Genomic DNA, 22,857 nt, shown 5'->3' on the forward strand with positions numbered 1-22,857 from the left:
CGCAGTGTCCACGATAGCGCGTCCCGATAAGTGTGAAACGGTTTTCGGGCAAGACGCGCGTTAAAACAAGTAATTAGACTTCTAAGCATGAGCCCGGAAATCATTTTCGATTTCCGGGCTCATGCTTAGAAAGGACACTGCGTAATCTTGCTTTTTTGACTATAATCGTATATCGTCGATTTACGATGAGTATCTCCCTAGAAATAATTTCCAATGCTGTTTCCGGCGTGGATGACGAGTTGGCAGCGCGCATTTATGCAGCGCTCGGTCATCCCGTGCGTATTCACATACTCCGGCAGCTTATCCTTGAGGATGCCTGCTGCTGCAAAGACATTGTTTGTCGTCTCGACCTTGCGCAGTCCACCGTGTCGCAGCATCTCAAAGTTCTCGTACAAGCTGGCCTTATAGACTATCGGCCCGACCGCCAGACATCACGCTATAGCGTCAACTGGCAACAACTCACCATAATTCGTTCGCATCTTGCAGCCTTCAGCAATGGCTGCTGCGAAAAACCTGTCTGATCTGAAAGAAACACCATGAGTTCCCCCAAAACTGTTTCTGCCGATTCTGGCGAAACATTCAAAACATTGCGAAATCTGTGGCCCTATATGTGGCCTTCTGAACGGCCAGACCTACGCATGCGCGTGGTATGGGCGACGTTCTATCTGGTAATTTCCAAGCTTGTGCTGATCCTCGTTCCCTATTTTTTCAAATGGCTGACGAACGCGTTGAACGGCCAGCTTGACGCCGCGGATTACATTCCGCTTTTTCTCACCGGCGCGGTTATGCTGGTTCTGGCCTATAATGCCGCCAAGATCATTCAGGCGGGTTTAAACCAGCTTCGTGATGCGTTGTTTGCAAGCGTTGGCCAGCATGCGGTGCGCCAGCTTGCCTATAAAACCTTCGTGCATATGCATCAGCTCTCACTGCGCTTCCATCTGGAGCGGCGCACGGGCGGGCTTTCGCGCGTCATTGAGCGTGGCACGAAGGGCATTGAAACGATTGTACGTTTCACGATCCTCAATACATTGCCGACTGTGCTGGAATTCGCATTAACGGCGGTGATTTTCGCCTTTGCTTACGGCTTTTCTTATCTTCTCGTCGTGGCCGCGACGGTCGTCGCCTATACGTGGTTCACGATCAAGGCAAGTGACTGGCGCATCAATATCCGTCGCGAGATGAATGACTCCGACACTGATGCCAATACCAAGGCCATCGACTCCTTGCTCAACTTCGAGACGGTCAAGTATTTCGGGAACGAGACGATGGAAGCCGAACGCTTCGATGCGTCCATGGCGCGTTATGAAGATGCGGCCACCAAGACATGGACCTCGCTTGGCTGGCTCAACTTCGGTCAGGCCGTCATCTTCGGTGTCGGTATGGCGATTGTCATGGTGATGTCGGCGCGTGAAGTGCAGGCTGGCACGCAGTCGCTCGGTGACTTCGTTTTCATCAATGCCATGCTGATGCAGCTTTCCATCCCGCTCAATTTCATCGGTTTCATTTATCGCGAAATCCGTCAGGGTTTGACTGATATTGAGCAGATGTTCGACCTTCTCGATGTGCAACAAGAAGTGCAGGACAAGCCAACTGCCGAGCCGCTTAGCGTCGATAAGGGTGCAATCCGTTTTAACGATGTGCATTTTGCTTATGATGCCAACCGCCCGATCCTTAAAGGTGTGAGCTTTGAAGTGCCAGCGGGCAAGACGGTAGCGATTGTCGGCCCATCGGGTGCGGGCAAATCCACGATCTCGCGACTGCTGTTCCGCTTTTATGATGTGCAGTCGGGTTCTGTCACGATTGACGGGCAGGACGTGCGCGAAGTGACACAGGAAAGCTTGCGTAAAGTCATCGGCATGGTGCCGCAGGATACGGTGCTGTTCAACGATACGATTGCCTATAACATTCGTTATGGCCGCACCGATGCGAGCGATCAGGACATGGAAAAGGCAGCCGAAATGGCGCAAATTTCCCAGTTCATCAAACATCTGCCGGAAGGCTATCAGGCGATGGTGGGTGAACGCGGACTGAAGCTTTCGGGTGGCGAAAAGCAGCGCGTTGCGATTGCACGCACGATCCTCAAAGCGCCACCAATCCTCATTCTGGATGAGGCAACTTCGGCGCTCGATACCGCGACGGAGCAGGAAATCCAGTCGGCGCTCGATATCGTCAGCCGTGGTCGCACAACGCTGGTGATCGCTCATCGTCTGTCGACTGTGATCAGTGCTGACGAAATCATCGTTCTGAAAGATGGTCTGATCGCCGAGCGTGGCACACACCGCGATCTGCTCTTGCAGGATGGTCTCTATGCATCAATGTGGAGCCGTCAGCGCGAAGCGGATGAGGCAGAAGAACGCCTGCGTCAGGTTCGCGAAAATGACGATATGGGCGTCGTCAGCCGCGGTGTTCCAGCAGCCGAGTAAGGCTCTTTGCAGAGATCGAGAATTAAGGCATTGTCAGTCTGGGGGCTGACAATGTTACAGATATTTCGGCAAAAAACATTTTGGAAAAGGACACTCTGGTGGACCTGGAAGGTCTACGAGTTTTTCTGCGTTACGATTGTAACCCTTTATTTTGTATTTATGCTGGTTGCTATGGTTGTGTATTTTAACGACAGCTACGTCTTGCCGAACAAAATGGTGGTGAAGCGCGTTTTCAATTTTACTCTACATGGCCAATCTGATCTTTTTACTTCAGACGGATACACACGACTTGCGGAAGATATGGAGTTTATGTGTTTCAATGACCGCTATATCGAGGTCTTTACTATGGATCCCGGTGGTGGTGTCTTTGACGGAGAAACAAACTTGCCTGTTCCAAAGGGAAAGCGGGATATAACTGGGTTGAGTAAGCCGCCATATAGTTGCTACGGATATTATACCGCGTGGGTGGGGCCTGACTTGTTGTATGAGCGCAGTCAAGATCCATTGGTAGTGTCATGCAAATGGCGCAACTACTCCAACCCCAATTTGAAAAATCTTGCATGGCTTGAAAAGCGCCGTTGTCGTTCACGCCGATGAAATGCAACTTTCGAGCCTGATAGAAACAAATTTTTGAATAAGTTATCCTCTTAGGATCTATCGCCATTACCCTCTTAGCAATTGTAATTTGAGAGGGCTCATGAATATATATTTATCGAAGATCGATAAAAGCAGGCAGCGGTTGAATGAATTAAGCCGTCGGGAAGCTTTCAGTCACTACATAAAACATGGTAGCGTTCCTCGTGTTTGGAACGAAATTATGGATGCGTCAGATACCGAAGAAAAATTTCTTCGGTATCTGACGCGTTATAATCAAGCTTTGTCATACAAAGCAAAAGTTGGTGCTAAGGAGCGGAGCGCCACACATTATATTTGGCGTACCAAGCATGATGGTCGCGTACGAAGCGAACATGCTGCCAATGATGGTAAACTATTTTCATGGAATGAACGGCCTGTTACTGGCCATCCTGGTGAAGAGTATAATTGCCGATGTGTCGCTGAGCCATATGTCGAAGGGGCAACAGAATATGCAACGCATAATTTTTCATCAAATCTCGCAGCGCCCTATGGTCGCTGGGATAATTTGGATTTCGTGAAACATTATTTTTTTGGGAATGGACGCCCGGTAACTTTGTTGGAAATAGGCCATTTGCAAGAGATTGCGGAGCAGTATGCTCATCACGATAAAAACAAAGGTGCATTTCGTCGATTGTCGGGTCAAATTGCAAGTAAAGCTCGCGAAGGCGGGATGAAGGCACTGTGGTATTATTTTGAAGGAAATTATGACTTTAAACCCATTCAATTTTCACATGGGACAGCTAGCATATATGGTTATTTTAACGGGGACGTTACAACGCAAGGTGCCATGTTGCTAATTAGTGGCGAAAGTCAATTCTACTTTACAGATACGTTCAAAGATCCTTTGGATACCTTCAACCTATTCGAAGATGACCTGGAGGTCGGTGGGACGCCTTACGAAATTACGGGCGAGTGGACAGCAAATTTCGTTGCGCAAGTTTTTACAGACGAGTCGAGAAGCCAGTATTTCCACAAGGGGGCAAATGATTAGATTTTCGCTGTGGCTCGTGTGGAGCGTCTATAAGATCGCCTGTGTTTTTGTGATCTCGGCGGTGATCCTCTTTGCACTCTTTATCATTTTCACGCGCTATACGAATTACTGGCCGTAAGGCACGGTAGGATCACGCGCCTTAACAGTCGTGAATAATTTGCGAAATCGATTTGGATTTTGGACAGGATGAGGTAAAAACGGCCAAACCTAAAGGAAAATCGATGAGCCTGTCTGATACAATCCGTAACACTTTCGTGCCGATCCATCGTGAAGGCTATCCGTTTATCGCGGCGTTTTTCGTGGTTTCGCTCATTCTGGGCTGGCTGTGGGAGCCGCTTTTCTGGGTTGGCCTGGTGCTGACCATCTGGTGCATCTATTTTTACCGTGACCCTGAACGCGTGACGCCCATTGCCGATGATCTGGTGATCAGCCCGGCTGATGGCAAAGTATCTTTCGTTGGTCCGGCTGTGCCGCCAGCTGAACTTGATCTCGGTGCAGAGCCGCTGATGCGTGTTTCTGTGTTCATGAATGTGTTTTCGGTGCATATCAACCGCGCGCCGGTACGTGGCAAGATCGAAAAGATTTTCCACCGTCCGGGTAAGTTCCTCAATGCAGAGCTCGACAAGGCCAGCACTGATAATGAACGCAATTCCGTTCTTATCGACAGTGCAAATGGTAAAGTCGGCGTTGTGCAGATCGCAGGTCTTGTCGCACGCCGTATCGTCTGCTGGTCGCGTGAAAGCGATAATCTTTCAGTCGGCGAACGCTTCGGCCTAATCCGTTTTGGCTCACGCGTTGATGTTTATCTGCCAGCCGGTGCATCGGTTCGCGTGGCTGTTGGTCAGACAGCCGTGGCCGGTGAAACCGTGCTTGCTGAATTTGGTGGCACACGCGCTGAACCAGTGGTTCGGATCGCCTGAGCCGATGGAAACACCATTCCCACCTTTCGAGCCGAATGGCCGCGTGAATTCATCGCGCGGCCCTAGATTGTCGCAGATCCCACTGCGCATTGTTGTCCCGAATGTCATCACAGTTCTTGCAATTTGCGCGGGGCTTACGGGCATTCGGCTGGCATTTGAGCATCGCTTTGAACTTGCGGTGATGATGGTGCTGGTTGCGGCATTTCTCGACGGTGTGGATGGTCGCGTTGCGCGTATGATGAAAGGCTCGTCGAAGTTTGGCGAGCAGATGGATTCACTCGCTGATATCGTCAATTTTGGCGTTGCACCCGCGCTGGTGCTTTATGTCTATGTGCTTGATCAGGCGCGCTCTTTCGGCTGGATCGCCGCACTTCTCTATGCGATTGCCTGCTGCCTGCGCTTGGCGCGTTTCAATGTGATGCTGGAAGACCCGAACCGTCCGCCTTGGCAGAGCAATTATTTCATCGGCGTTCCAGCACCTGCTGGCGCGATGCTGGTACTGTTACCAGTCTATCTCGGTTTCCTCGGGCTTACACCAACCAAGGGGCTGGCTTTTGCGGTTGCGGTTTTCACCGTGGCGATTGCTTTCCTGCTGGTCAGCCGTCTGCCGGTCTATAATGGCAAGTCTGCTGGTGGTCTCATTCGTCGCGATTTCGTTATGCCGCTGATTTTGCTGGTGGTGATCTATGTGGCGTTTCTCATGAGCTTCACATGGCACACGCTTACGCTCACAGCTCTTGCTTATCTGGCTTTTCTGCCGTTCAGCCTTGTTGCGTGGAACAAGCGCGAAGCCGCTGACCGCAAAGCGGCAATTGAAAGCGAGCCGTCAGAAGAAGTCTGACGGCAAGGTTTTGCGGATGAAATTGACGCGCTCCTGAACCGTTGATTTCGGCAGGAGCGCGATTTCATATCCAAGCCCCCGATATGTTTCTTCCATGGCTTTGAATGTGCGCAAGGCTTCATCGAAGTCTTGTTTGCGCTCGGCATCCTGACCAAAAATTGCCTCCCATGGCGGGGCGAGAAACACCGTTTTGTTATATCGAATCATCGACGCTGCGCGGTGCATATGTTCAGGTACGGGCAGACCGCAAAGCGTGAGATAGCCGATAACATCCGGCACGCCACGGTCGAAAAACACAGGGCATTGTTGCTTGAGCGCGAAGTCGTAGGAACGCATCTCCCACGACAGCATCAGTTCCGAAAACAGAGCGCGATCCGCCCATGGCAATGCGTTTCCGCCGATTTCGACCTGATGCTGGATAATGGCACGGCCTGCTTCAATGCTGCGTGCAAAGCCTAGGCTTTCAAGCGCATCAATCAGCGTACTTTTGCCTGATCCGGGACCACCGCTGATGACGATAAATCGTTCCATGTCGTAAGTCATTGTTCCTCCAATAAATTGGGAAAAGTAAGCTTCAGAATAATATGGTTGGGGGAGGGGTCCGCTTTAAAACAAGGCCGAATGGTTCAGCAGGAGCGGAATACTCAAAAAGGTAATTCCGGCCTTGAGGTTAGCGCGCATCCCGAAAAGTGTAAAACGGTTTTCGGACCAAGATGCGCGCCAAAAAGATAATTAGAGCGCGGATCTGATTCAATCAGATCGAAACGCGCTCTAAGTAAGGCCAGAAAAGCAGCGATTAGGAAGGCAAGTGATAGTCGAGGAACTTATCCTGACGCACGTCGTAAAGCTTACCTGTAACGTCGAGGTTCGGATCGGCCAGCTGGACGATCTTTTCTGCAACGGACTGCGGTGTCGGCAATGTTTCAGGATCTTCACCCGGCATAGCTTTTGCGCGCATGGCGGTACGGGTTGCGCCGGGATTGACCGAGTTGACCTTGAGCTTCATCTGCTTGGTTTCTTCAGCCCAGCTACGTCCCATCACCTCGACAGCAGCCTTGGAAGCTGCATAAGGAGCCCAGAAAGCGCGGCAGGTATGTGCAACGCCCGATGACAGCAGAATCGCGCGTCCTGCATCTGATGCGCGCAGCAGGGTGTCGGTTGTACGGATAAGACGCCATACGCTCGTGACGTTTACATTCATGACCTGATCAAAAACTTTGGATTCTATATGGCCGATGGGGGAAATCGTGCCAAGAATACCAGCGTTCGCTACCAGAATGTCGAGCTTGCCCCAACGTTCATGAATGGAACCGCCAAGACGGTCAATCGCTTCCATATCGGTAATATCGAGCGGCACGAGTGTTGCGCTGCCACCGACCTTGCGAATATCGTCGTCGAGTTCTTCCAAACCGCCAACGGTGCGCGCAACGGCAATCACATGCGCGCCGCGCTTTGCCAGTTCAAGCGACAGAAAATAACCAATACCGCGCGATGCGCCCGTTACCAAGGCCACGCGGCCTGTAAGGTCGATACTCATTATACCCCCAGTGTAGAGCGCATCCCAAAAAGTGTGAAGCAGTTTTCGGAAAAGATGCGCGTTAAAACAAACATTTAGAGCGCCGATCTAATTCAATCAGATCGAAACGCGCTCTGATGCTAGCTTATGAAACAGGCGGCCCGTTGAGCCGCCTGCGTGAAGACAATCGATCAGCCGTTTGAGGCGAGAAGCGACAACGTGTGGATGTTGCTTTCGCCTTCCTGATCGAGAAGGCGGGTTGGATATTCACCCGTGAAATAGTGATCGGTAAAGGCAGGGGCCTTTGGATCACGAGCCTCGCCGCCAACGGCCTTATAAAGCCCGTCGATGGTGAGGAATGCCAGCGAATCTGCACCGATATATCGGCACATCGCTTCAAGGCTGTCATATTGGTTCGCCAGCAGCTTATCGCCGTCCGGCGTATCAATACCGTAGAAATCCGGATGGAAAATCATCGGGCTTGCCACGCGGATATGCACTTCCTTGGCACCGGCATCGCGGATCATCTGCACGATTTTGACCGACGTTGTGCCGCGCACGATGGAATCATCCACCAGAACCACGCGCTTGCCTTCAATCATCGCACGATTGGCCGAATGCTTGAGCTTCACACCAAGAGCACGGATCTGCTGGGTTGGCTCAATGAAGGTACGACCGACATAGTGATTGCGGATGATACCATATTCAAATGGAATGCCGCTGGCCTGCGCAAAGCCAAGCGCCGCTGGTGTTCCACCATCCGGTACAGGGACAACAACATCAGCTTCGATTGGCGATTCTTTTGCCAGTTCCATGCCCATGTTTTTGCGCGCAACATAAACGCTGCGTCCACCGACGACCGAGTCAGGGCGCGCAAAATAGACATATTCAAACAGGCAAAGACGTTCTGGCTGCGGGTTTTCGGCCTTGATGCAATCGGTTGTGATTGAGCCATCTTTCTGGATTTCGCAGATGATGACTTCGCCGTTTTCCACGTCGCGAATATATTTCGCACCGATAATGTCGAGAGCACAGGTTTCCGAGCAGAAGATTGGCTTGCCGTCGAGTTCACCCATGACGAGGGGACGAATACCGACCGGATCGCGTGCCGCAATCAACTTGGTACGGGTCAGAGCGAGCATAGCATAGCCGCCTTCGACCTGACGGATTGCATCGACAAAACGTGCGCTCGAGGAGGTCTGACGCGAACGCGCAATCATATGCAGTACGACTTCGGTGTCGGATGTTGCCTGAAAGATTGCACCCGAAGCAATCAGCTGCTTGCGCAGCGTAATGCCATTGGTGAAATTGCCGTTATGCGCAATCGCGATGCCGCCAACTTCGAGCTCGGCAAAAAGCGGCTGCACATTGCGCAGGATCGTTTCGCCGGTCGTTGAATAGCGCACGTGACCGATAGCCCGGTCGCCCGGAAGACGATTAAGCATCGACGCATCGGTGAAGTGATCGCCGACCAGTCCCATGTGGCGTTCCGAATGGAAACGACCCTTATGGTAAGACACGATACCGGCTGCTTCCTGTCCGCGATGTTGAAGAGCGTGCAGACCAAGCGCTGTCAGCGCTGCTGCGTCTTCATGGCCGAGAATACCAAATACACCACACTCTTCATGCAACGTGTCATCGTCCAGCATAAAGGAGTTTTCGTCATGCGATTGTTGGGACATCGTCCGCAAGACCTTTCGATTGCGGTTACTAAAAGCGATATTTACAGGAAAAGCCGCCACTTTAAAAGTGCTCGCTTTCGCCTGCGTCATTTTCAGCGCTCAATATAGGCATTGATTGAGGCTGAAAACAGATGAAACCGGCAACGCATAACGTGCCGGTTCCAAAAATGTTTATTCAGGATCAGTTTGCAGCTGGAGTATCATCCGGTACAGGCTGCTCAGTGGTAGTGCCAGCTGGCGTTTGCGTGTCCTGGCCTGGTTTGAATTGCTTTATGGCTGATTCAGGGTCAGCAGGCAGAAGTTCAACAAGCTGCTGACCAAAAGAGTCGAGCATTGGCTTGGATTTTGCGTTCGTGACCCATGCAGGTTGTCCGGTTGGAACCAGCCAGTTGAAGAACAACATCGCAACGACCACGAGCAGAACACCACGGGCAGCACCGAACAGGAAGCCGAGTGTGCGATCAAGTGCACCAATGCGGCTGTCGATGATGAAATCGGCAATTTTCATTGTAATCAGCGAAACAACAATAAGCACGACGAGGAACACTGCGCCAGCGGCTGCAATCTTCGCGATTGTCTCATTGTTGATGTATGGCTGGAGATAAGGCAGCACAGGCTGGTAAAACAGATAGGCCGCTGCAGCTGCCGCAGCCCATGAAACCAGCGACAGCACCTCGCGCGAGAAGCCGCGAACCATCGCAAGAATGGCCGAAACCAGTGTTATTCCGAGTAGAATTCCATCAAGTAGCGTAACCGGCATTCTGGGCTGTCCTTAATTGATACGCAGGATGTCTTTACCTGCGGGGCAGTCAAATTTTTGATAGTTTAACATCGGAAAGTTGACGAAACCTTCCGCAGTTAAATCTCATTAAATTCAATGATCTGCAACCTGATGATTGCAGATCATGGTCATTTTTTGGCCGGACCCGATGCAGCAATACGCACAACTAGATCCGACAGAGCGGTCGTCTCCACAAGGCCAAAACCGCGATCTTTCCAAAGGTCACTGGTTCCACCCGGCGCTACCGCCTGCTGAAAGCCGAGCTTTTCAGCTTCTTTCAGTCTCTGTACCGCATGCGAAACCGCACGAACAGCACCGGAAAGGCTGATTTCGCCGAAATAAACACTATCTGCGGGCAGGGCAATACCAGCGATGGACGAAACAAGCGCCGCAGCAACCGCAATGTCAGCTGCAGGCTCGCTGATGCGATAACCACCTGCCACATTAAGATAGACATCGTGCTGGCCAAAGCGCACGCCGCAATGTGATTCGAGCACAGCCAAAATCATTGCCAAACGGCTTCCATCCCAACCGACAACAGCACGGCGCGGCGTGCCGAGCGATGAGGGAGAGACCAGTGCCTGTATTTCGACCAGTACCGGGCGGGTGCCTTCCATGCCGGCAAAAACGGCTGCACCCGGCGATTTCGCATTGCGTTCGCCAAGGAACAGTTCAGACGGATTAGAGACTTCGCGCAAGCCACCATCCGACATTTCAAACACGCCTATTTCGTCAGTCGGGCCGAAACGGTTTTTCACGGTACGAAGGATACGGTATTGATGTCCGCCTTCGCCTTCAAAATAGAGGACGCCATCGACCATATGTTCAACAACACGTGGACCGGCAATCTGGCCTTCCTTGGTGACGTGTCCGACGAGAACAACCGCCGCACCCGTCTGCTTCGCATAGCGGATCATTGCTTGTGCTGATGAGCGCACCTGTGTGACTGTGCCAGGTGCAGAATCTGCCATGTCGGTCCAGAGTGTCTGGATCGAATCGATGATAACCAGATCAGGTCGCTTGCCGTCAGAAATCGTCGCTAAAATGTCTTCGACATTGGTTTCAGCGGCCAGTTCCACCGCGGATGATGCAACGCCTAATCGCTGCGCGCGCAGGCGTATCTGCGCAACGGCTTCTTCGCCCGACACATAGACAATGCGATGACCGTGATTGGCGAGGGCTGCTGCGGCCTGTGTCAAGAGCGTCGATTTTCCGATGCCCGGATCGCCACCAATCAGGATAGCCGAACCACGAACGAAGCCACCGCCGGTAACCCGATCAAGTTCGCTGATGCCGGATATGATGCGCGGGGCATCTTCGATTTCACCCGATAGCGAGGTGAGTGCAACAGCGCGGCCCTTGCGCTTGGACAACATGGAGCCGGGACCAGACCCAATGCCGCTATTGGTGCCTTCTTCGACGAGTGTATTCCACTCGCCACAACCGTCGCACTTACCCGCCCAGCGCGTATGCACTGCGCCGCAATTTTGGCAGATGAACTGAATGCGTGCCTTGGCCATCAGACACGCTCTTTAGGATTGGAGAAACTATTCATACTGGTCAGGGATATAAGAACCTTCGGCCAAATCTGCAAATCGCGTGAACTCTGCCTGGAACGCGAGCTTAACGGTGCCGGTTGGTCCGTGACGCTGCTTAGCGACAATTACGTCAGCCGTACCTTTCACTTTTTCAAAGTGCTGCTTCCATTCTTCATATTTCGGGTCGAACTCATCCCGCGGCTCTAAATTCTTGACGTAATATTCTTCGCGGAACACGAAAAGAACCACGTCGGCATCCTGCTCGATCGAACCCGATTCACGAAGATCGGAGAGCTGCGGACGCTTGTCTTCTCGGCTTTCAACCTGACGCGAGAGCTGTGAGAGCGCAATGATCGGAACATTGAGTTCTTTGCCAAGCGCTTTCAGGCCGGTAGTGATTTCGGTGATTTCCTGAACACGGTTCTGTGCAGATGCCTTGGAAGAACCTGTCATCAGCTGAATATAGTCGATCACAAGAACATCAAGGCCGCGCTGGCGCTTCAGACGGCGCGCGCGCGCCGCCAGCTGTGCAATCGAAATACCACCGGTCTGATCGATGTAGAGTGGAATCTTCTGCATATGTTGCGAGCAGGCGACCAGTTTTTCGAAGTCGGATTCGGTAATGTCACCACGGCGGATTTTTGAAGACGAAACTTCTGTCTGCTCAGAAATAATACGCGTTGCGAGCTGTTCAGCCGACATTTCGAGCGAGAAGAAACCGACAACGCCGCCGTTCTTAGCCTTCATAGAGCCATCGGCCTGTTGGTCAGCTTCGTAGGCATTGGCGATGTTGAAAGCGATATTGGTTGCCAGCGAGGTCTTACCCATACCCGGGCGACCGGCTAGTACGATCAAATCGGAAGGCTGCAGGCCACCCATCTTGCCATCAAGCATGTGAATGCCGGTGGAGACACCGGATAAATGGCCATCGCGCATGAAGGCGGCATTGGCCATATCAACAGCGTTGGTGACAGCGTCTTTAAACGCCTGAAAACCACCGTCATAACGGCCAGTTTCAGCGAGTTCAAAAAGACGGCGTTCGGCGTCTTCAATCTGCTCCTGCGGTGCATTATCGACAGGCGCGTCATAGGCGACATTGACCATGTCTTCGCCAATGCCGATCAGCGCGCGGCGGGTCGCAAGATCATAGATCGCACGGCCATAATCTTCGGCATTGATGATGGTGACGGCTTCAGTGGCAAGACGCGCGACATACTGGAACACGGTCAGATCACCGATCTTGCCTTCGTTCGGTAAGAAGGTCTTCATCGTGACCGGATTGGCCATTTTGCCAACGCGGATGAGATCAGTTGAAATCTCGTAGATGCGTCGATGTAGAGGCTCAAAGAAATGCGTTGATTTCAGAAAGTCGGAAACGCGGTAGAACGCATCATTGTTGATCAGAATAGCGCCCAATAGCGCCTGTTCTGCTTCAATGTTATGAGGTGCTTCACGATAAAGCGCGTCTTTCTGATCGCGCGCATCGTCAAGTTTGCGTACCACCGCTTCCGCCATGTCTGTCGTATCCTGTGTCTGATCTTTTCCAGCTAGCCTTGAACTGTGGCCAAATGCAACGCGGCCTCAAGGTGATTCCCGCTGGAAGATACAAACTATACCATGATTCACAGTCATCCACAGAGTGACGATCAATTTAAGCGCGCTAATTTCGGACGCTGCCACTCGCATCGGCTTCGCGTAAGGCGCTCATGACGCGCTCGAAATGCGCATCCCATTGGGGGATTGGTGGTGGTTGCAAACGCTTATGCTTTTCGGAGTGAAGTTTGATAAGTCGCTCCCACCCTTCAGGATCATCAATGCTACATAAATGAGGATAGTCGCCCGCGATTTCGCGATATACTGCCAAATCATTTGCAATAACGGGAATACCTTCACGGGCAGCTTCAAGTACTGGTAGCCCATAACCCTCTGCAAAACTTGGCATAAGTAAAGCGTTACAATCAGCAAGTAACTGTGCGACCGTAGTGTCGTTGGGGCCAATTAAGAGATGGATTGACTCGCCCAATAAGGGGCTGTTTTCCAGTCGATTTTTCAGGTCTTCAATTTTCCATCCCCAGTGTCCCAATACAACCAACTGAGGCATAATCTCTGGTGTTGTTTCTTGGGCTAATTTTTCCCAAAGATTGACAACGAAGCTATGGTTTTTACGCGGTTCAATTGTACCTAGTATGACATGAATCGGTCGTTTCTTATCTATACTCGCATAGGATGCAGATATTTCTCCGATGTTTACTTTCTTTGTATCGTGGAGGCCAAGATGCGAGACGATGTACTTAGTTTTGGCCGGGTTTCCGTTTAATCGCAATGCGTGTTGAACAAAACTGTCGGCGGTTGATTGTGAGTTGCATATAAGGTAATCGCCGGATTCTGCTTGGTATTTTACCAGTCCTTGCAAGTGAGGCTTCATCGCGGCTTCGCAATATTGAGGAAAGTCCAGGGCAATAGTGTCGTGCAGCATCACTGCGGTACGCAAGCCAGCTTCTCGAATAGTATCAAGAAAAACATCCTCGCCCGGATGAAGGCCAGTTGATATGTACCAGCCGCCTTGCGGACATAGCCGTTTAAAGTGCTTGGAAAGCTTTTGTTTTTTTTCAAAGCTATGCCAGGTCATAATCGCGAATTGTGCCAAATTTGTTCGAACCGCACGACGCTTCCGCCCCAATTTCCAAAATATTTTAGATTTATAGTTCAAACTATCAGAAGAATTTTTTTCAAGTATTTCGATAAGATACGAGGAGGCTTCTCTATCAAGAATCATGACCTTGTCATTTCGACGTACGGAAAAATATATTGGTGAATTTAAGCCAATTATATATTTCAACCATGCTCTTTCGACGCGGCCAATTCCTGTTGGTATTTGGCCTAGTCGTTGTATTGCGAAAGATGCGTCAAAAACAATTGGCTTCATTCTCTAATCGACGTCCCCAAACATTCGGCTTTAATATCGAGCCGATCTAAAAAGACCGGGCGATTTAGTGCCATATGAATCAAAGCAACTAAGTTAATGTGCTTTAAGAGATAATTAGGGATTTGGTCAATAGTATCCGAGACTTGATGCCGGTGGTACTATTGGGTTTAAATCTCATAGCATTAATTTTGCCGATTAATAAACAAAGTGTCTTCGAGATACTTACACCTTTAGTCTTTTTGTTATTTCCCGCACTTCACTGTTTGCGCCTTCGGGTGCGCTGTCGAGCCGTTTTAGACGCTTTTCCTCGGTCTCAATGTAATTGCGGGTGAGTGGAACTGCGTCCTGACGATGCGCAATTTGAATGTGGAAGACCATCATATTCTGCCAGCGGAAAGCGCTTTCTGATGCGGCCAGATAGAACTCCCACATACGACAGAAGCGTTCGTCATAAAGCGCTTTCGCCTCGTCGCGCCGTGCCATGAAAGCCAGTCGCCATTCTTTGAGTGTCTCCGCATAATGAAGCCGCAGGATTTCAATGTCGGTGACGTAAAGCCCAGCTTTTTCGATATGCGGCAAGACTTCAGAAAGAGCAGGGATATAACCACCCGGGAAGATATATTTTCGGATGAATGGGTTGGTCGCGCCGGGGCCATCAGCGCGTCCAATCGCATGCAGCACAAACACACCGTCTTTTTTCAATAAGCGTGCGGCATGCTGGAAATATTCTGCGAAGTGTCCAATGCCGACATGCTCAAACATTCCAACCGAAACCAGCCGGTCGAACTGGTCATCAATGTTTCGATAGTCTGTTAGTTGGAATTTGGCACGGTCTGAAAGACCTTCATCCAATGCACGCTGATTGGCGATGGCATGTTGCTCTTCCGACAGTGTGACGCCTGTGACATTTGCTTTGAGAAAGCGGGCGAGGTAAAGCCCCATGCCACCCCAGCCGCAACCAATGTCGAGGACCTTGTGATCCTCTTTGACAAGAAGCTTGGCCGCAATGTGCCGCTTTTTAGCAAGCTGTGCTTGCGCAAGTGTTGCATTTGGCGTTTCGAAATAAGCACAGGAATATTGTTTGTCGGGATCGAGAAACAGATCGTAAAGCGCACCGGACAGGTCATAATGACTTTTGATGTTGCTCGATGAGCGCGCAATGTTGTTCATTTGTTGGAAGCGACGGAACAGCACGCGAAATTTTCCCGCCGCCTTCATCCATGGCTCAGTAGCGGCTGTTGGACCAGTGTTCTCAAAGACGATTTTCAGAAGCGTATAAATATCGCCTTCCAGAAAATCGATCTCGCCATCCATGAAACATTCAGCGAGTTTCAGTTCCGGGTCGAGAGCGACAGCGCGTTCCGCATGGAGCGTGTTGAACCGCATATGGACCGGCTCACCAGTCTTGTCACCATAACGATTGGCAGTTCCAGTTGAATCGGTAACCGTGAGGTCGCCGATTTTAATCATATGCGAAAGAACAGTACGCAGCATTCCATGCATTGGCCCCATCTCCCTTTTTAGAGCGCCGTGCGTCCGCAGGACGCACAAAGGACGCTCTAATCTCTAGGTTTCGCATCGTACTTTCCAAAATCGAAATCGATTTTGGGTCGATGCGGGATTGAAGCAAGTGCAACATCCATGCGGTTGCATGGCAGGCGGCCCGTTGCCTTATAAGCCGCACTGTCATCAGATTTCAGGCAATTTCCATTCGGTCATTTGGCCTATGGCTTATCGCCTGAGCAAACGCGGACGTTTCCGTCGGCACTTTTTCCAATCCAATACTAAAATGAAGAATAGGGAGTTTTTTTAATCTGAAAAGAGAAAATGCCCGGCGGAGACCACCGGGCATCATCATATAAAGTTTACCACCATGGGAACGCCTGCGTTGAGGGCAGGCATTCATTGGCTGGAAGAGGGCTAATTAAGCCTGATCTTCTTCGCCTTCTTCGTCTTCGTCGAAGACTTCATCAGCAAGTGGAGCTTCTTCGATGCCGTAAATGGCTTCGATCGAAGTCAGGTCTTCACCCTTTGCCTGACGTTCGGCTTCTTCAGTCGAACGAGCGATGTTTACGGAAACCGTAACAGTCACTTCAGGATGCAGTGTGATGACGATTTCATGAACGCCAATTGCCTTGATTGGCTGCTTCAGTTCAACCTGATTGCGGTGCAGGTTGAAGCCGTTTGCAGTGATGATGTCAGCGATGTCACGGGTCGAAACCGAACCGTAAAGCTGACCGGTTTCACCAGCCGAGCGAACAACGATGAACGATTCGCCGTTGAGCTTGGTTGCAACTGCTTCAGCTTCGTTCTTGCGCTCAAGGTTCTGAGCTTCGAGCTGCGCGCGCTGGCCTTCGAACTTCTTGCGGTTGGCTTCGTTGGCACGAAGAGCCTTGCCCTGTGGCAGAAGGAAGTTACGGGCAAAGCCGTCCTTAACCTTTACAGTGTCGCCCATCTGACCGAGGCGGCTGATGCGTTCCAGAAGAATAACGTCCATTTGAGTTTCCTTTCGAGATTTAAATATGGATTTATTGGTTGTCGGCTTCTGGCATTTTCGAGATTGGCGCGCCGCGCGATGTATCGAAAAGACCAAAAACCATGAAGACGAAAAGCAGGAATGCGAAGAGAATGATCGCAACGTAAACGAGCCACAAAGCGACTGGACGCCATGGCTTACCACGGGTGCGCTGATGGAACGTTGCCAAGCCGGCGATCATAAAGCCGAAGCTTAATGCACCGACCACGACTGTTGCGACGAGACCAGCAGCACCCGGCAAAAATGCAACTGCAAGAGCAACCGCAAAAACCAGAAGTGCCGGACGTGGCATGCGCATGGTTGCGGGCCAGTCATCACGCGGACGACGCAGGCGACCGGAAAGTGCTGTCAGACGTAGAGCCAGATAGAGATTGCCAATCAGAATGGCGAGGCATGTCGCAGGCTGAATCGCAGGCAGTGCAACCATCAAAAGTGCACTAACGCTCTGACGCATTTCATCACTTGCAGTGAATTGAGGGTCAGCGGCTGCAAGACTGTCGATCAGCGTATTGGCAAGTTCACGTGCCATATCCGGGCCGAAGCCGACGATGTAGCCGATGATGATGAAGCTTGCGGCAACCATCAAAGCCAGACGGAAAACGATATCCGAAAGCGGATACCAGACCATCACGTCTTTTGGGCCGCCGAGTTCTGATGCAGGACGGGCGAGGCCCGAAAGATAAGCGCCGATTGCCGCTGGCGCATAGCTTGTCAGCGCCATCAGAACAGCGCCGATAGGCGTAGCCACAATGCCGACCGCAATGGTGGCGCAAGCAGCAGCGATAAGCCCTGCGCTCGAACCCCAGCCAAGAGCGGCTACAAAAATTGGCAATGGTGTCAGGAAATACAAAACCACCGCCATGCCCGATTGGGCGATGACGCCAGACGACATCAGTGCCGAGGCAAGCCCCGCCAATATGCCGACTCCAATGATGGTTCCGTTGAATTTCATAAATTCGCTGTCCTGCTCCGGCTGTTCCGGTTTTGCAGTTAGAGGCTGCGATTCTTCGCTCCGCCCCAACTTGGGATTTTGAGTGCTCCGGTTACGCCCATCGCATCCGGGAAGAAACGCAAGGCGACATGAATGCCGCCTCGCGAAAAAGTCTTACTTAACTACGTAAGGCAGCAGGCCGAGGAAACGTGCACGCTTGATCGCCTTAGCGAGTTCGCGCTGCTTCTTCTGGCTAACAGCTGTAATACGCGAAGGAACGATTTTACCACGTTCCGAAATGTAACGCTGCAGGAGCTTGATGTCCTTGTAGTCGATCTTCGGTGCGTTTGGACCTGTGAATGGGCAGGTCTTACGACGACGATGGAAAGGACGACGGGTTGGGATCTGATTGATATCAACCATGATTATGCTCCTTCGCCAGCTTCGTTGTCACGTGGACGACGTGGGCCACGATCACCGCGGTCGCCGCGATCACCACGGTCGAAACCGCCTTCACGTGGACGACGTGGGCCGCGGTCGTCATCGCGATCACGACGTTCGTCACGACGCGAAAGCATAGCCGACTGGCCTTCTTCGTGTTCTTCAACGCGGATGGTCATGAAACGAAGAACGTCTTCGTTGATGCGCATCTGGCGTTCCATTTCAGCAACAGCAGATGCTGGTGCGTCAATGTTTACGAGCGTGTAATACGCCTTACGATTCTTCTTGATACGGTAGGTGAGGGGACGAAGACCCCAGTTTTCTACCTTACCGACCTTGCCGCCATTAGCTTCGAGGACACCCTTGTACTGTTCGACGAGAGCGTCGACCTGCTGCTGGGAAATGTCCTGGCGGGCAAGAAGCACATGTTCATAAAGAGCCATTGGCTTTGCCTTTCTTCTGTTACATCACGCTGACACTAACGGCTAAGCCTCTGCGACTTCTCTTAGACCGGAAAACCGGGAAGAAAGGACGCTTGAAGTTAAGACAATCGAGAGCGGAGACACGGGAGGCAGAAGCACTTTAGACTTCCACGGCCAACTCAACAAACGTTGAAGAACTGGTCGCTCCTCCGTTCAGCCCCCAGCTAATGCCAGCAACGAACGGGCGCTCATTACGTCTTTTTCCCCGGATTTGCAAGTCGTAAAGCCAGCTGAAATCCACAAATGGTTGACTTTTCAACCTGTGTTGGGGCACATCGCATGAAATTGTTCTATAAAAAGAGGCATTCATGGCGGTAGCATTTACATTTCCGGGACAGGGTAGCCAGGCAGTTGGCATGGGTAAAGCCCTTGCTGAACAATTCGCTGAGGCACGCGCTGTTTTCGAGGAAGTGGACGCAGCGTTGGGCGAAAAGCTCTCCGCAACCATGTTTGAAGGTCCGGAAGACGTTCTGACGCTCACAGCCAATGCACAACCTGCATTGATGGCTGTTTCCATTGCAACGCTGCGCGTCATGGAAGCTCAGGGCTTTTCGTTGAAAGATAAAGTCGCTTATGTTGCCGGTCATTCGCTCGGCGAATATTCGGCACTGTGCGCAGCCGGTACATTCTCGCTGGCAAATACTGCTCGCCTTTTGCGTATTCGCGGCAATGCGATGCAGAAAGCTGTTCCTGTTGGTGAAGGCGCAATGGCTGCTATCATCGGTCTGGAACACAGCGAAGTACAAGCCATCTGCGCAGAAGCTAAGGCTTCCGGTTCAGTTCAGATCGCCAACGATAATGGCGGCGGCCAGCTTGTAATCTCCGGCTCGAAGGCTGCGGTTGAACTCGCGGCTTCGCTTGCGTCGGAAAAAGGTGCAAAGCGCGCTATCATGTTGCCTGTTTCCGCACCGTTCCATTCGACACTGATGGCACCTGCCGCGGATGCAATGCGTGAAGCGCTTGCCCAGGTTGAAAAGCACAATCCGGTTGTGCCGCTGATTGCCAATGTGCGTGCAGCACCTGTGACCGATGCCAATGAAATTGCTGATTTGCTGGTTGAACAAGTGACGGGTCAGGTCCGCTGGCGCGAAACTGTTGAGTGGTTTGCAGCCAATGGCGTGACAACACTTTATGAAGTAGGTTCAGGCAAAGTTCTGACGGGTCTTGCGCGCCGCATCTCGAAGGATGTGACCGGCGTGACCGTTGGTTCAGCTGAAGAAATTGCAGCAGCGCTTGCTGCCTTGAATAGCTAAGGGATTCCAGATGTTTGATCTGACTGGCCGCAAGGCTCTCGTAACCGGTGCAACCGGCGGCTTAGGCGAAGCAATTGCGCGCGCTCTTCATGCGCAGGGCGCAATCGTTGGTCTTCACGGCACCCGCGAAGAAAAGCTGAAAGAGCTGGCTGCTGAATTGGGTGACCGCACTTTCATCTTTCCGGCCAATCTTTCTGATCGCGAAGCCGTTAAGGCGCTCGGCCAGAAGGCTGAAGAGGAAATGGGTGGCATTGACATTCTCGTCAACAATGCTGGTATCACCCGCGATGGCCTGTTTGTTCGTATGAGCGATGAAGATTGGGATGCGGTTCTTAACGTCAATTTGACATCCGTTTTCAACCTGACGCGCGAATTGACCCATCCAATGATGCGCCGCCGCAAGGGCCGTATCATCAACATCACGTCGATTGTTGGTGTAACAGGTAATCCGGGTCAGGCGAATTATTGCGCTTCCAAAGCTGGTCTGATCGGCTTCTCGAAGTCGCTGGCGCAGGAAATCGCAAGCCGTAACGTCACAGTCAACTGCATTGCTCCGGGCTTCATCGAATCGGCTATGACCGATAAGCTCAATGAGAAGCAAAAAGACGCTATCATGGGCAGCATTCCGATGAAGCGCATGGGCGTTGGAACCGAGATCGCTGCTGCTGTTGTCTATCTGGCGAGTGATGAAGCGGCCTATGTCACAGGCCAGACATTGCATATCAATGGTGGTATGGCGATGATTTAAAAGCCTTGAGAGGGCTCTTAAATCAGTATTTTACGGTATAAAAACTATTAAAGTCGGGTGGTAGAAACCAAAATGCGCTTTGCCTTGCTCAAGAAGCATGGTAATGCGCCCGACGAGAGTTTCGGCATTTCGTTCGCGGGATGCCGTTATCCTGTTCCGCAAGGAATATCCACAGGGTGACTGTCAGGCGAGCAAACTCGTAACTTGGCAGACGCCTTATAACTTGATTACAATCATGCATACCGCTAACCAATGCGGAGCAAGTAAACAAACAGGTCGAGGGTTCCGACATGAGCGATACCGCAGAGCGCGTCAAGAAAATCGTTGTTGAGCATCTGGGTGTAGATGCCGACAAGGTCACCGAAGGTGCAAGCTTCATCGATGATCTTGGTGCAGACAGCCTCGACACCGTCGAGCTCGTCATGGCTTTCGAAGAAGAATTCGGCGTTGAAATTCCTGATGATGCAGCAGAAACGATCCTCACGGTCGGCGACGCTGTAAAGTTCATCGATAAGGCTTCTGCCTAATCTGAGCTTTTGGGGCTGGGATTCTTCCGAATCCCGGCCCTGCTTGTCTTCTGTCTGAGGGCATTGAACTATCCCCGGTTTGGCCGCTTGGTCATTTGCATATTGCAATCCGTTAGCGGGCCGGTAACGAGATTGAGCATCGACCGTATGAGGCGCTTAGTGCCTGCGGGATGTCTCCAATGAAGTTTATCAAATTTAAGGGGTGGATATGAGGCGTGTCGTCATCACCGGTCTTGGTTTGGTGTCTCCGCTAGCTAGCGGCGTCGAAGAAACCTGGAAGCGTCTTATTGCTGGTGAAAGCGGTGCTCGCCGCGTCACCGAATTTGAAGTTGATGATCTGCCATGCCAGATCGCCTGCCGTATCCCTCTTGGTGATGGCACCAATGGCACCTTCAATCCCGATCTTCACATGGAGCCAAAGGAACAGCGTAAGGTTGATCCGTTCATCGTTTATGGCGTTGGCGCTGCAGATCAGGCTTTGGACGATGCAAATTGGCATCCGACAACCGACGAAGACCAAATCCGTACTGGCGTTTTGATTGGTTCGGGTATTGGCGGCATCGAGGGCATCGTTGAAGCTGGCTACACGCTGCGCGACAAAGGCCCACGCCGTATTTCGCCGTTCTTTATTCCTGGCCGTCTGATCAATCTGGCTTCTGGCCATGTTTCGATCAAGCACAAGTTGCGCGGCCCAAACCATTCGGTTGTCACCGCTTGCGCAACCGGTACGCATGCCATTGGTGATGCTGCCCGTTTGATCGCTTTTGATGATGCCGACGTGATGGTTGCGGGCGGCACAGAATCTGCCGTTAGCCGCATTTCGCTGGCAGGCTTTGCTGCTTGTAAAGCTCTGTCCACCAAGCGCAATGACGATCCAAAGGCAGCATCGCGTCCTTATGATATTGACCGTGATGGTTTTGTCATGGGTGAGGGCGCAGGTGTTGTTGTGCTTGAAGAGCTGGAACATGCTCTTGCACGTGGTGCTAAGATTTACGCTGAAGTCGTTGGCTATGGCCTGTCGGGCGATGCTTACCATATCACTGCTCCAACTGAGAGCGGCGAGGGTGCAGAGCGCTGCATGATTTCTGCCATAAAGCGCGCAAACATCACGGCGGACCAGATCGATTACATCAATGCGCATGGCACTTCGACCATGGCTGATACGATTGAGCTGGGTGCAGTGGAACGTGTTGTCGGTGATGCAGCGTCGAAGATTTCCATGTCTTCAACCAAGTCATCCATCGGCCACCTTTTGGGTGCCGCTGGTGCTGCAGAAGCGATTTTCTCGACGTTGGCAATCCGCGATAATATCGCGCCGCCAACGCTTAATCTCGACAATCCAGCCGTTGAAACCAAGATCGATCTTGTTCCGCATAAGGCACGTGAACGTAAAATCGACATTGCCTTGTCGAACTCGTTCGGCTTTGGCGGCACAAACGCTTCGCTGGTTCTGCGCCGTTATTCGTAAAATACGACGCTCCGAAAACGAAGCTTATTTAAAAACGCGGGGATTTCTCCGCGTTTTTGTCAAAATATGACCCCATGTCATGTTTAAAATTGCCAATTATGTTTAGTGTTGCTCTACAAAATGTAATTGATTTGGATGCCATTTCAGGCGGATCAGAGCAAAAGAGCGCAGACTTGATTTAATCAGATCGGAACGTGCTCTAAAGACGAGGTAGTCG

At 51.5% G+C, this 22,857-nt stretch carries 22 protein-coding genes; 10 read left to right on the forward strand and 12 right to left on the reverse strand.

The annotated features are described in order from the left end of the window. Window positions 1–185 precede the first annotated feature (185 nt). From WH356_RS00245 to pssA, 6 genes are all read left to right on the forward strand, one after another. The gene (locus tag WH356_RS00245) at window positions 186–521 is read left to right on the forward strand and encodes an ArsR/SmtB family transcription factor (protein ID WP_339507994.1); all 336 of its coding nucleotides are present in this window, start codon (window positions 186–188) and stop codon (window positions 519–521) included. A 15-nt stretch (window positions 522–536) separates the two neighbouring features. Next, window positions 537–2,423 carry an ABCB family ABC transporter ATP-binding protein/permease gene (locus tag WH356_RS00250; protein ID WP_339507995.1) on the forward strand — a complete coding sequence of 629 codons (1,887 nt, stop codon included), beginning with the start codon at window positions 537–539 and terminating at the stop codon, window positions 2,421–2,423. A 51-nt stretch (window positions 2,424–2,474) separates the two neighbouring features. Next, a complete protein-coding gene (locus tag WH356_RS00255) occupies window positions 2,475–3,020 on the forward strand; it encodes a hypothetical protein (RefSeq protein ID WP_339507997.1) in 546 nt (181 codons plus the stop codon). Window positions 3,021–3,120: 100 nt separating this feature from the next. Next, complete coding sequence (locus WH356_RS00260; RefSeq protein WP_339507999.1) at window positions 3,121–4,050, forward strand: phage minor head protein; 930 nt, start codon at window positions 3,121–3,123, stop codon at window positions 4,048–4,050. Between the two features lie 221 nt (window positions 4,051–4,271). Next, on the forward strand, window positions 4,272–4,970 hold the full coding sequence (locus tag WH356_RS00265) for a phosphatidylserine decarboxylase (RefSeq protein WP_339508001.1): 699 nt from the start codon (window positions 4,272–4,274) through the stop codon (window positions 4,968–4,970). Window positions 4,971–4,974: 4 nt separating this feature from the next. Beyond that, window positions 4,975–5,811 carry a CDP-diacylglycerol--serine O-phosphatidyltransferase gene (gene pssA, locus WH356_RS00270; RefSeq protein WP_310011114.1) on the forward strand — a complete coding sequence of 279 codons (837 nt, stop codon included), beginning with the start codon at window positions 4,975–4,977 and terminating at the stop codon, window positions 5,809–5,811. Here the strand turns inward: pssA and WH356_RS00275 are convergent. The 12 genes from WH356_RS00275 to rpsF form a co-directional block, all read right to left on the reverse strand. Further along, window positions 5,797–6,354 (reverse strand): AAA family ATPase, encoded by a 558-nt coding sequence (locus WH356_RS00275; protein WP_339508002.1) that lies wholly within the window; start codon window positions 6,352–6,354, stop codon window positions 5,797–5,799. The two genes, pssA and WH356_RS00275, sit on opposite strands and share 15 nt — an antisense overlap. A 253-nt stretch (window positions 6,355–6,607) precedes the next feature. Continuing rightward, on the reverse strand, window positions 6,608–7,348 hold the full coding sequence (locus WH356_RS00280) for an SDR family NAD(P)-dependent oxidoreductase (protein WP_339508004.1): 741 nt from the start codon (window positions 7,346–7,348) through the stop codon (window positions 6,608–6,610). A gap of 170 nt (window positions 7,349–7,518) precedes the next feature. Next, window positions 7,519–9,009, reverse strand: a complete 1,491-nt coding sequence (purF, locus tag WH356_RS00285) for an amidophosphoribosyltransferase (protein WP_339508005.1) — start codon at window positions 9,007–9,009, stop codon at window positions 7,519–7,521. 181 nt (window positions 9,010–9,190) lie between these two features. Then, on the reverse strand, window positions 9,191–9,769 hold the full coding sequence (locus WH356_RS00290; protein ID WP_310010785.1) for a CvpA family protein: 579 nt from the start codon (window positions 9,767–9,769) through the stop codon (window positions 9,191–9,193). Between the two features lie 149 nt (window positions 9,770–9,918). After that, a complete protein-coding gene (radA, locus tag WH356_RS00295; RefSeq protein WP_339508006.1) occupies window positions 9,919–11,310 on the reverse strand; it encodes a DNA repair protein RadA in 1,392 nt (463 codons plus the stop codon). 27 nt (window positions 11,311–11,337) lie between these two features. Beyond that, the gene (locus WH356_RS00300) at window positions 11,338–12,843 is read right to left on the reverse strand and encodes a replicative DNA helicase (protein ID WP_339508007.1); all 1,506 of its coding nucleotides are present in this window, start codon (window positions 12,841–12,843) and stop codon (window positions 11,338–11,340) included. A 145-nt stretch (window positions 12,844–12,988) separates the two neighbouring features. Then, on the reverse strand, window positions 12,989–14,254 hold the full coding sequence (locus tag WH356_RS00305) for a glycosyltransferase family 4 protein (RefSeq protein WP_339508008.1): 1,266 nt from the start codon (window positions 14,252–14,254) through the stop codon (window positions 12,989–12,991). 222 nt (window positions 14,255–14,476) lie between these two features. Next, window positions 14,477–15,757, reverse strand: coding sequence for a cyclopropane-fatty-acyl-phospholipid synthase family protein (locus WH356_RS00310; RefSeq protein WP_339508009.1), 1,281 nt, complete (start codon window positions 15,755–15,757; stop codon window positions 14,477–14,479). A 421-nt stretch (window positions 15,758–16,178) separates the two neighbouring features. Beyond that, window positions 16,179–16,751: a 50S ribosomal protein L9 gene (rplI, locus tag WH356_RS00315; protein ID WP_339508010.1), complete on the reverse strand. Its 573-nt coding sequence runs from the start codon at window positions 16,749–16,751 to the stop codon at window positions 16,179–16,181. A gap of 31 nt (window positions 16,752–16,782) precedes the next feature. Next, window positions 16,783–17,742 carry a DUF2232 domain-containing protein gene (locus WH356_RS00320; protein WP_339508011.1) on the reverse strand — a complete coding sequence of 320 codons (960 nt, stop codon included), beginning with the start codon at window positions 17,740–17,742 and terminating at the stop codon, window positions 16,783–16,785. A 153-nt stretch (window positions 17,743–17,895) separates the two neighbouring features. Next, window positions 17,896–18,144 (reverse strand): 30S ribosomal protein S18, encoded by a 249-nt coding sequence (gene rpsR, locus WH356_RS00325; RefSeq protein ID WP_022712184.1) that lies wholly within the window; start codon window positions 18,142–18,144, stop codon window positions 17,896–17,898. A gap of 2 nt (window positions 18,145–18,146) precedes the next feature. Then, complete coding sequence (rpsF, locus tag WH356_RS00330; protein ID WP_339508013.1) at window positions 18,147–18,605, reverse strand: 30S ribosomal protein S6; 459 nt, start codon at window positions 18,603–18,605, stop codon at window positions 18,147–18,149. Between the two features lie 347 nt (window positions 18,606–18,952). Between rpsF and fabD the strand changes: the two genes are divergently transcribed. From fabD to fabF, 4 genes are all read left to right on the forward strand, one after another. Continuing rightward, window positions 18,953–19,897 carry an ACP S-malonyltransferase gene (gene fabD, locus WH356_RS00335; protein ID WP_339508014.1) on the forward strand — a complete coding sequence of 315 codons (945 nt, stop codon included), beginning with the start codon at window positions 18,953–18,955 and terminating at the stop codon, window positions 19,895–19,897. A 10-nt stretch (window positions 19,898–19,907) separates the two neighbouring features. Beyond that, window positions 19,908–20,645: a 3-oxoacyl-[acyl-carrier-protein] reductase gene (gene fabG, locus WH356_RS00340; protein ID WP_339508015.1), complete on the forward strand. Its 738-nt coding sequence runs from the start codon at window positions 19,908–19,910 to the stop codon at window positions 20,643–20,645. Between the two features lie 290 nt (window positions 20,646–20,935). Beyond that, on the forward strand, window positions 20,936–21,172 hold the full coding sequence (locus tag WH356_RS00345; RefSeq protein WP_002963616.1) for an acyl carrier protein: 237 nt from the start codon (window positions 20,936–20,938) through the stop codon (window positions 21,170–21,172). A 208-nt stretch (window positions 21,173–21,380) separates the two neighbouring features. Then, the gene (gene fabF, locus WH356_RS00350) at window positions 21,381–22,640 is read left to right on the forward strand and encodes a beta-ketoacyl-ACP synthase II (RefSeq protein WP_339508016.1); all 1,260 of its coding nucleotides are present in this window, start codon (window positions 21,381–21,383) and stop codon (window positions 22,638–22,640) included. The last annotated feature ends 217 nt before the right edge of the window (window positions 22,641–22,857 follow it).

It is taken from the genome of Ochrobactrum sp. MYb379 (assembly GCF_037479515.1).
Lineage (GTDB): Bacteria > Pseudomonadota > Alphaproteobacteria > Rhizobiales > Rhizobiaceae > Brucella.

What these genes read in the sequence shown, in the direction of transcription:
- WH356_RS00245 (WP_339507994.1), top strand. Translation starts at nt 186, where the DNA reads ATGAGTATCTCCCTAGAAATAATTTCCAATGCTGTTTCCGGCGTGGAT.
- WH356_RS00250 (WP_339507995.1), top strand. Translation starts at nt 537, where the DNA reads ATGAGTTCCCCCAAAACTGTTTCTGCCGATTCTGGCGAAACATTCAAA.
- WH356_RS00255 (WP_339507997.1), top strand. Translation starts at nt 2,475, where the DNA reads ATGTTACAGATATTTCGGCAAAAAACATTTTGGAAAAGGACACTCTGG.
- WH356_RS00260 (WP_339507999.1), top strand. Translation starts at nt 3,121, where the DNA reads ATGAATATATATTTATCGAAGATCGATAAAAGCAGGCAGCGGTTGAAT.
- WH356_RS00265 (WP_339508001.1), top strand. Translation starts at nt 4,272, where the DNA reads ATGAGCCTGTCTGATACAATCCGTAACACTTTCGTGCCGATCCATCGT.
- pssA (WP_310011114.1), top strand. Translation starts at nt 4,975, where the DNA reads ATGGAAACACCATTCCCACCTTTCGAGCCGAATGGCCGCGTGAATTCA.
- WH356_RS00275 (WP_339508002.1), bottom strand. Translation starts at nt 6,354, where the DNA reads ATGACTTACGACATGGAACGATTTATCGTCATCAGCGGTGGTCCCGGA.
- WH356_RS00280 (WP_339508004.1), bottom strand. Translation starts at nt 7,348, where the DNA reads ATGAGTATCGACCTTACAGGCCGCGTGGCCTTGGTAACGGGCGCATCG.
- purF (WP_339508005.1), bottom strand. Translation starts at nt 9,009, where the DNA reads ATGTCCCAACAATCGCATGACGAAAACTCCTTTATGCTGGACGATGAC.
- WH356_RS00290 (WP_310010785.1), bottom strand. Translation starts at nt 9,769, where the DNA reads ATGCCGGTTACGCTACTTGATGGAATTCTACTCGGAATAACACTGGTT.
- radA (WP_339508006.1), bottom strand. Translation starts at nt 11,310, where the DNA reads ATGGCCAAGGCACGCATTCAGTTCATCTGCCAAAATTGCGGCGCAGTG.
- WH356_RS00300 (WP_339508007.1), bottom strand. Translation starts at nt 12,843, where the DNA reads ATGGCGGAAGCGGTGGTACGCAAACTTGACGATGCGCGCGATCAGAAA.
- WH356_RS00305 (WP_339508008.1), bottom strand. Translation starts at nt 14,254, where the DNA reads ATGAAGCCAATTGTTTTTGACGCATCTTTCGCAATACAACGACTAGGC.
- WH356_RS00310 (WP_339508009.1), bottom strand. Translation starts at nt 15,757, where the DNA reads ATGCATGGAATGCTGCGTACTGTTCTTTCGCATATGATTAAAATCGGC.
- rplI (WP_339508010.1), bottom strand. Translation starts at nt 16,751, where the DNA reads ATGGACGTTATTCTTCTGGAACGCATCAGCCGCCTCGGTCAGATGGGC.
- WH356_RS00320 (WP_339508011.1), bottom strand. Translation starts at nt 17,742, where the DNA reads ATGAAATTCAACGGAACCATCATTGGAGTCGGCATATTGGCGGGGCTT.
- rpsR (WP_022712184.1), bottom strand. Translation starts at nt 18,144, where the DNA reads ATGGTTGATATCAATCAGATCCCAACCCGTCGTCCTTTCCATCGTCGT.
- rpsF (WP_339508013.1), bottom strand. Translation starts at nt 18,605, where the DNA reads ATGGCTCTTTATGAACATGTGCTTCTTGCCCGCCAGGACATTTCCCAG.
- fabD (WP_339508014.1), top strand. Translation starts at nt 18,953, where the DNA reads ATGGCGGTAGCATTTACATTTCCGGGACAGGGTAGCCAGGCAGTTGGC.
- fabG (WP_339508015.1), top strand. Translation starts at nt 19,908, where the DNA reads ATGTTTGATCTGACTGGCCGCAAGGCTCTCGTAACCGGTGCAACCGGC.
- WH356_RS00345 (WP_002963616.1), top strand. Translation starts at nt 20,936, where the DNA reads ATGAGCGATACCGCAGAGCGCGTCAAGAAAATCGTTGTTGAGCATCTG.
- fabF (WP_339508016.1), top strand. Translation starts at nt 21,381, where the DNA reads ATGAGGCGTGTCGTCATCACCGGTCTTGGTTTGGTGTCTCCGCTAGCT.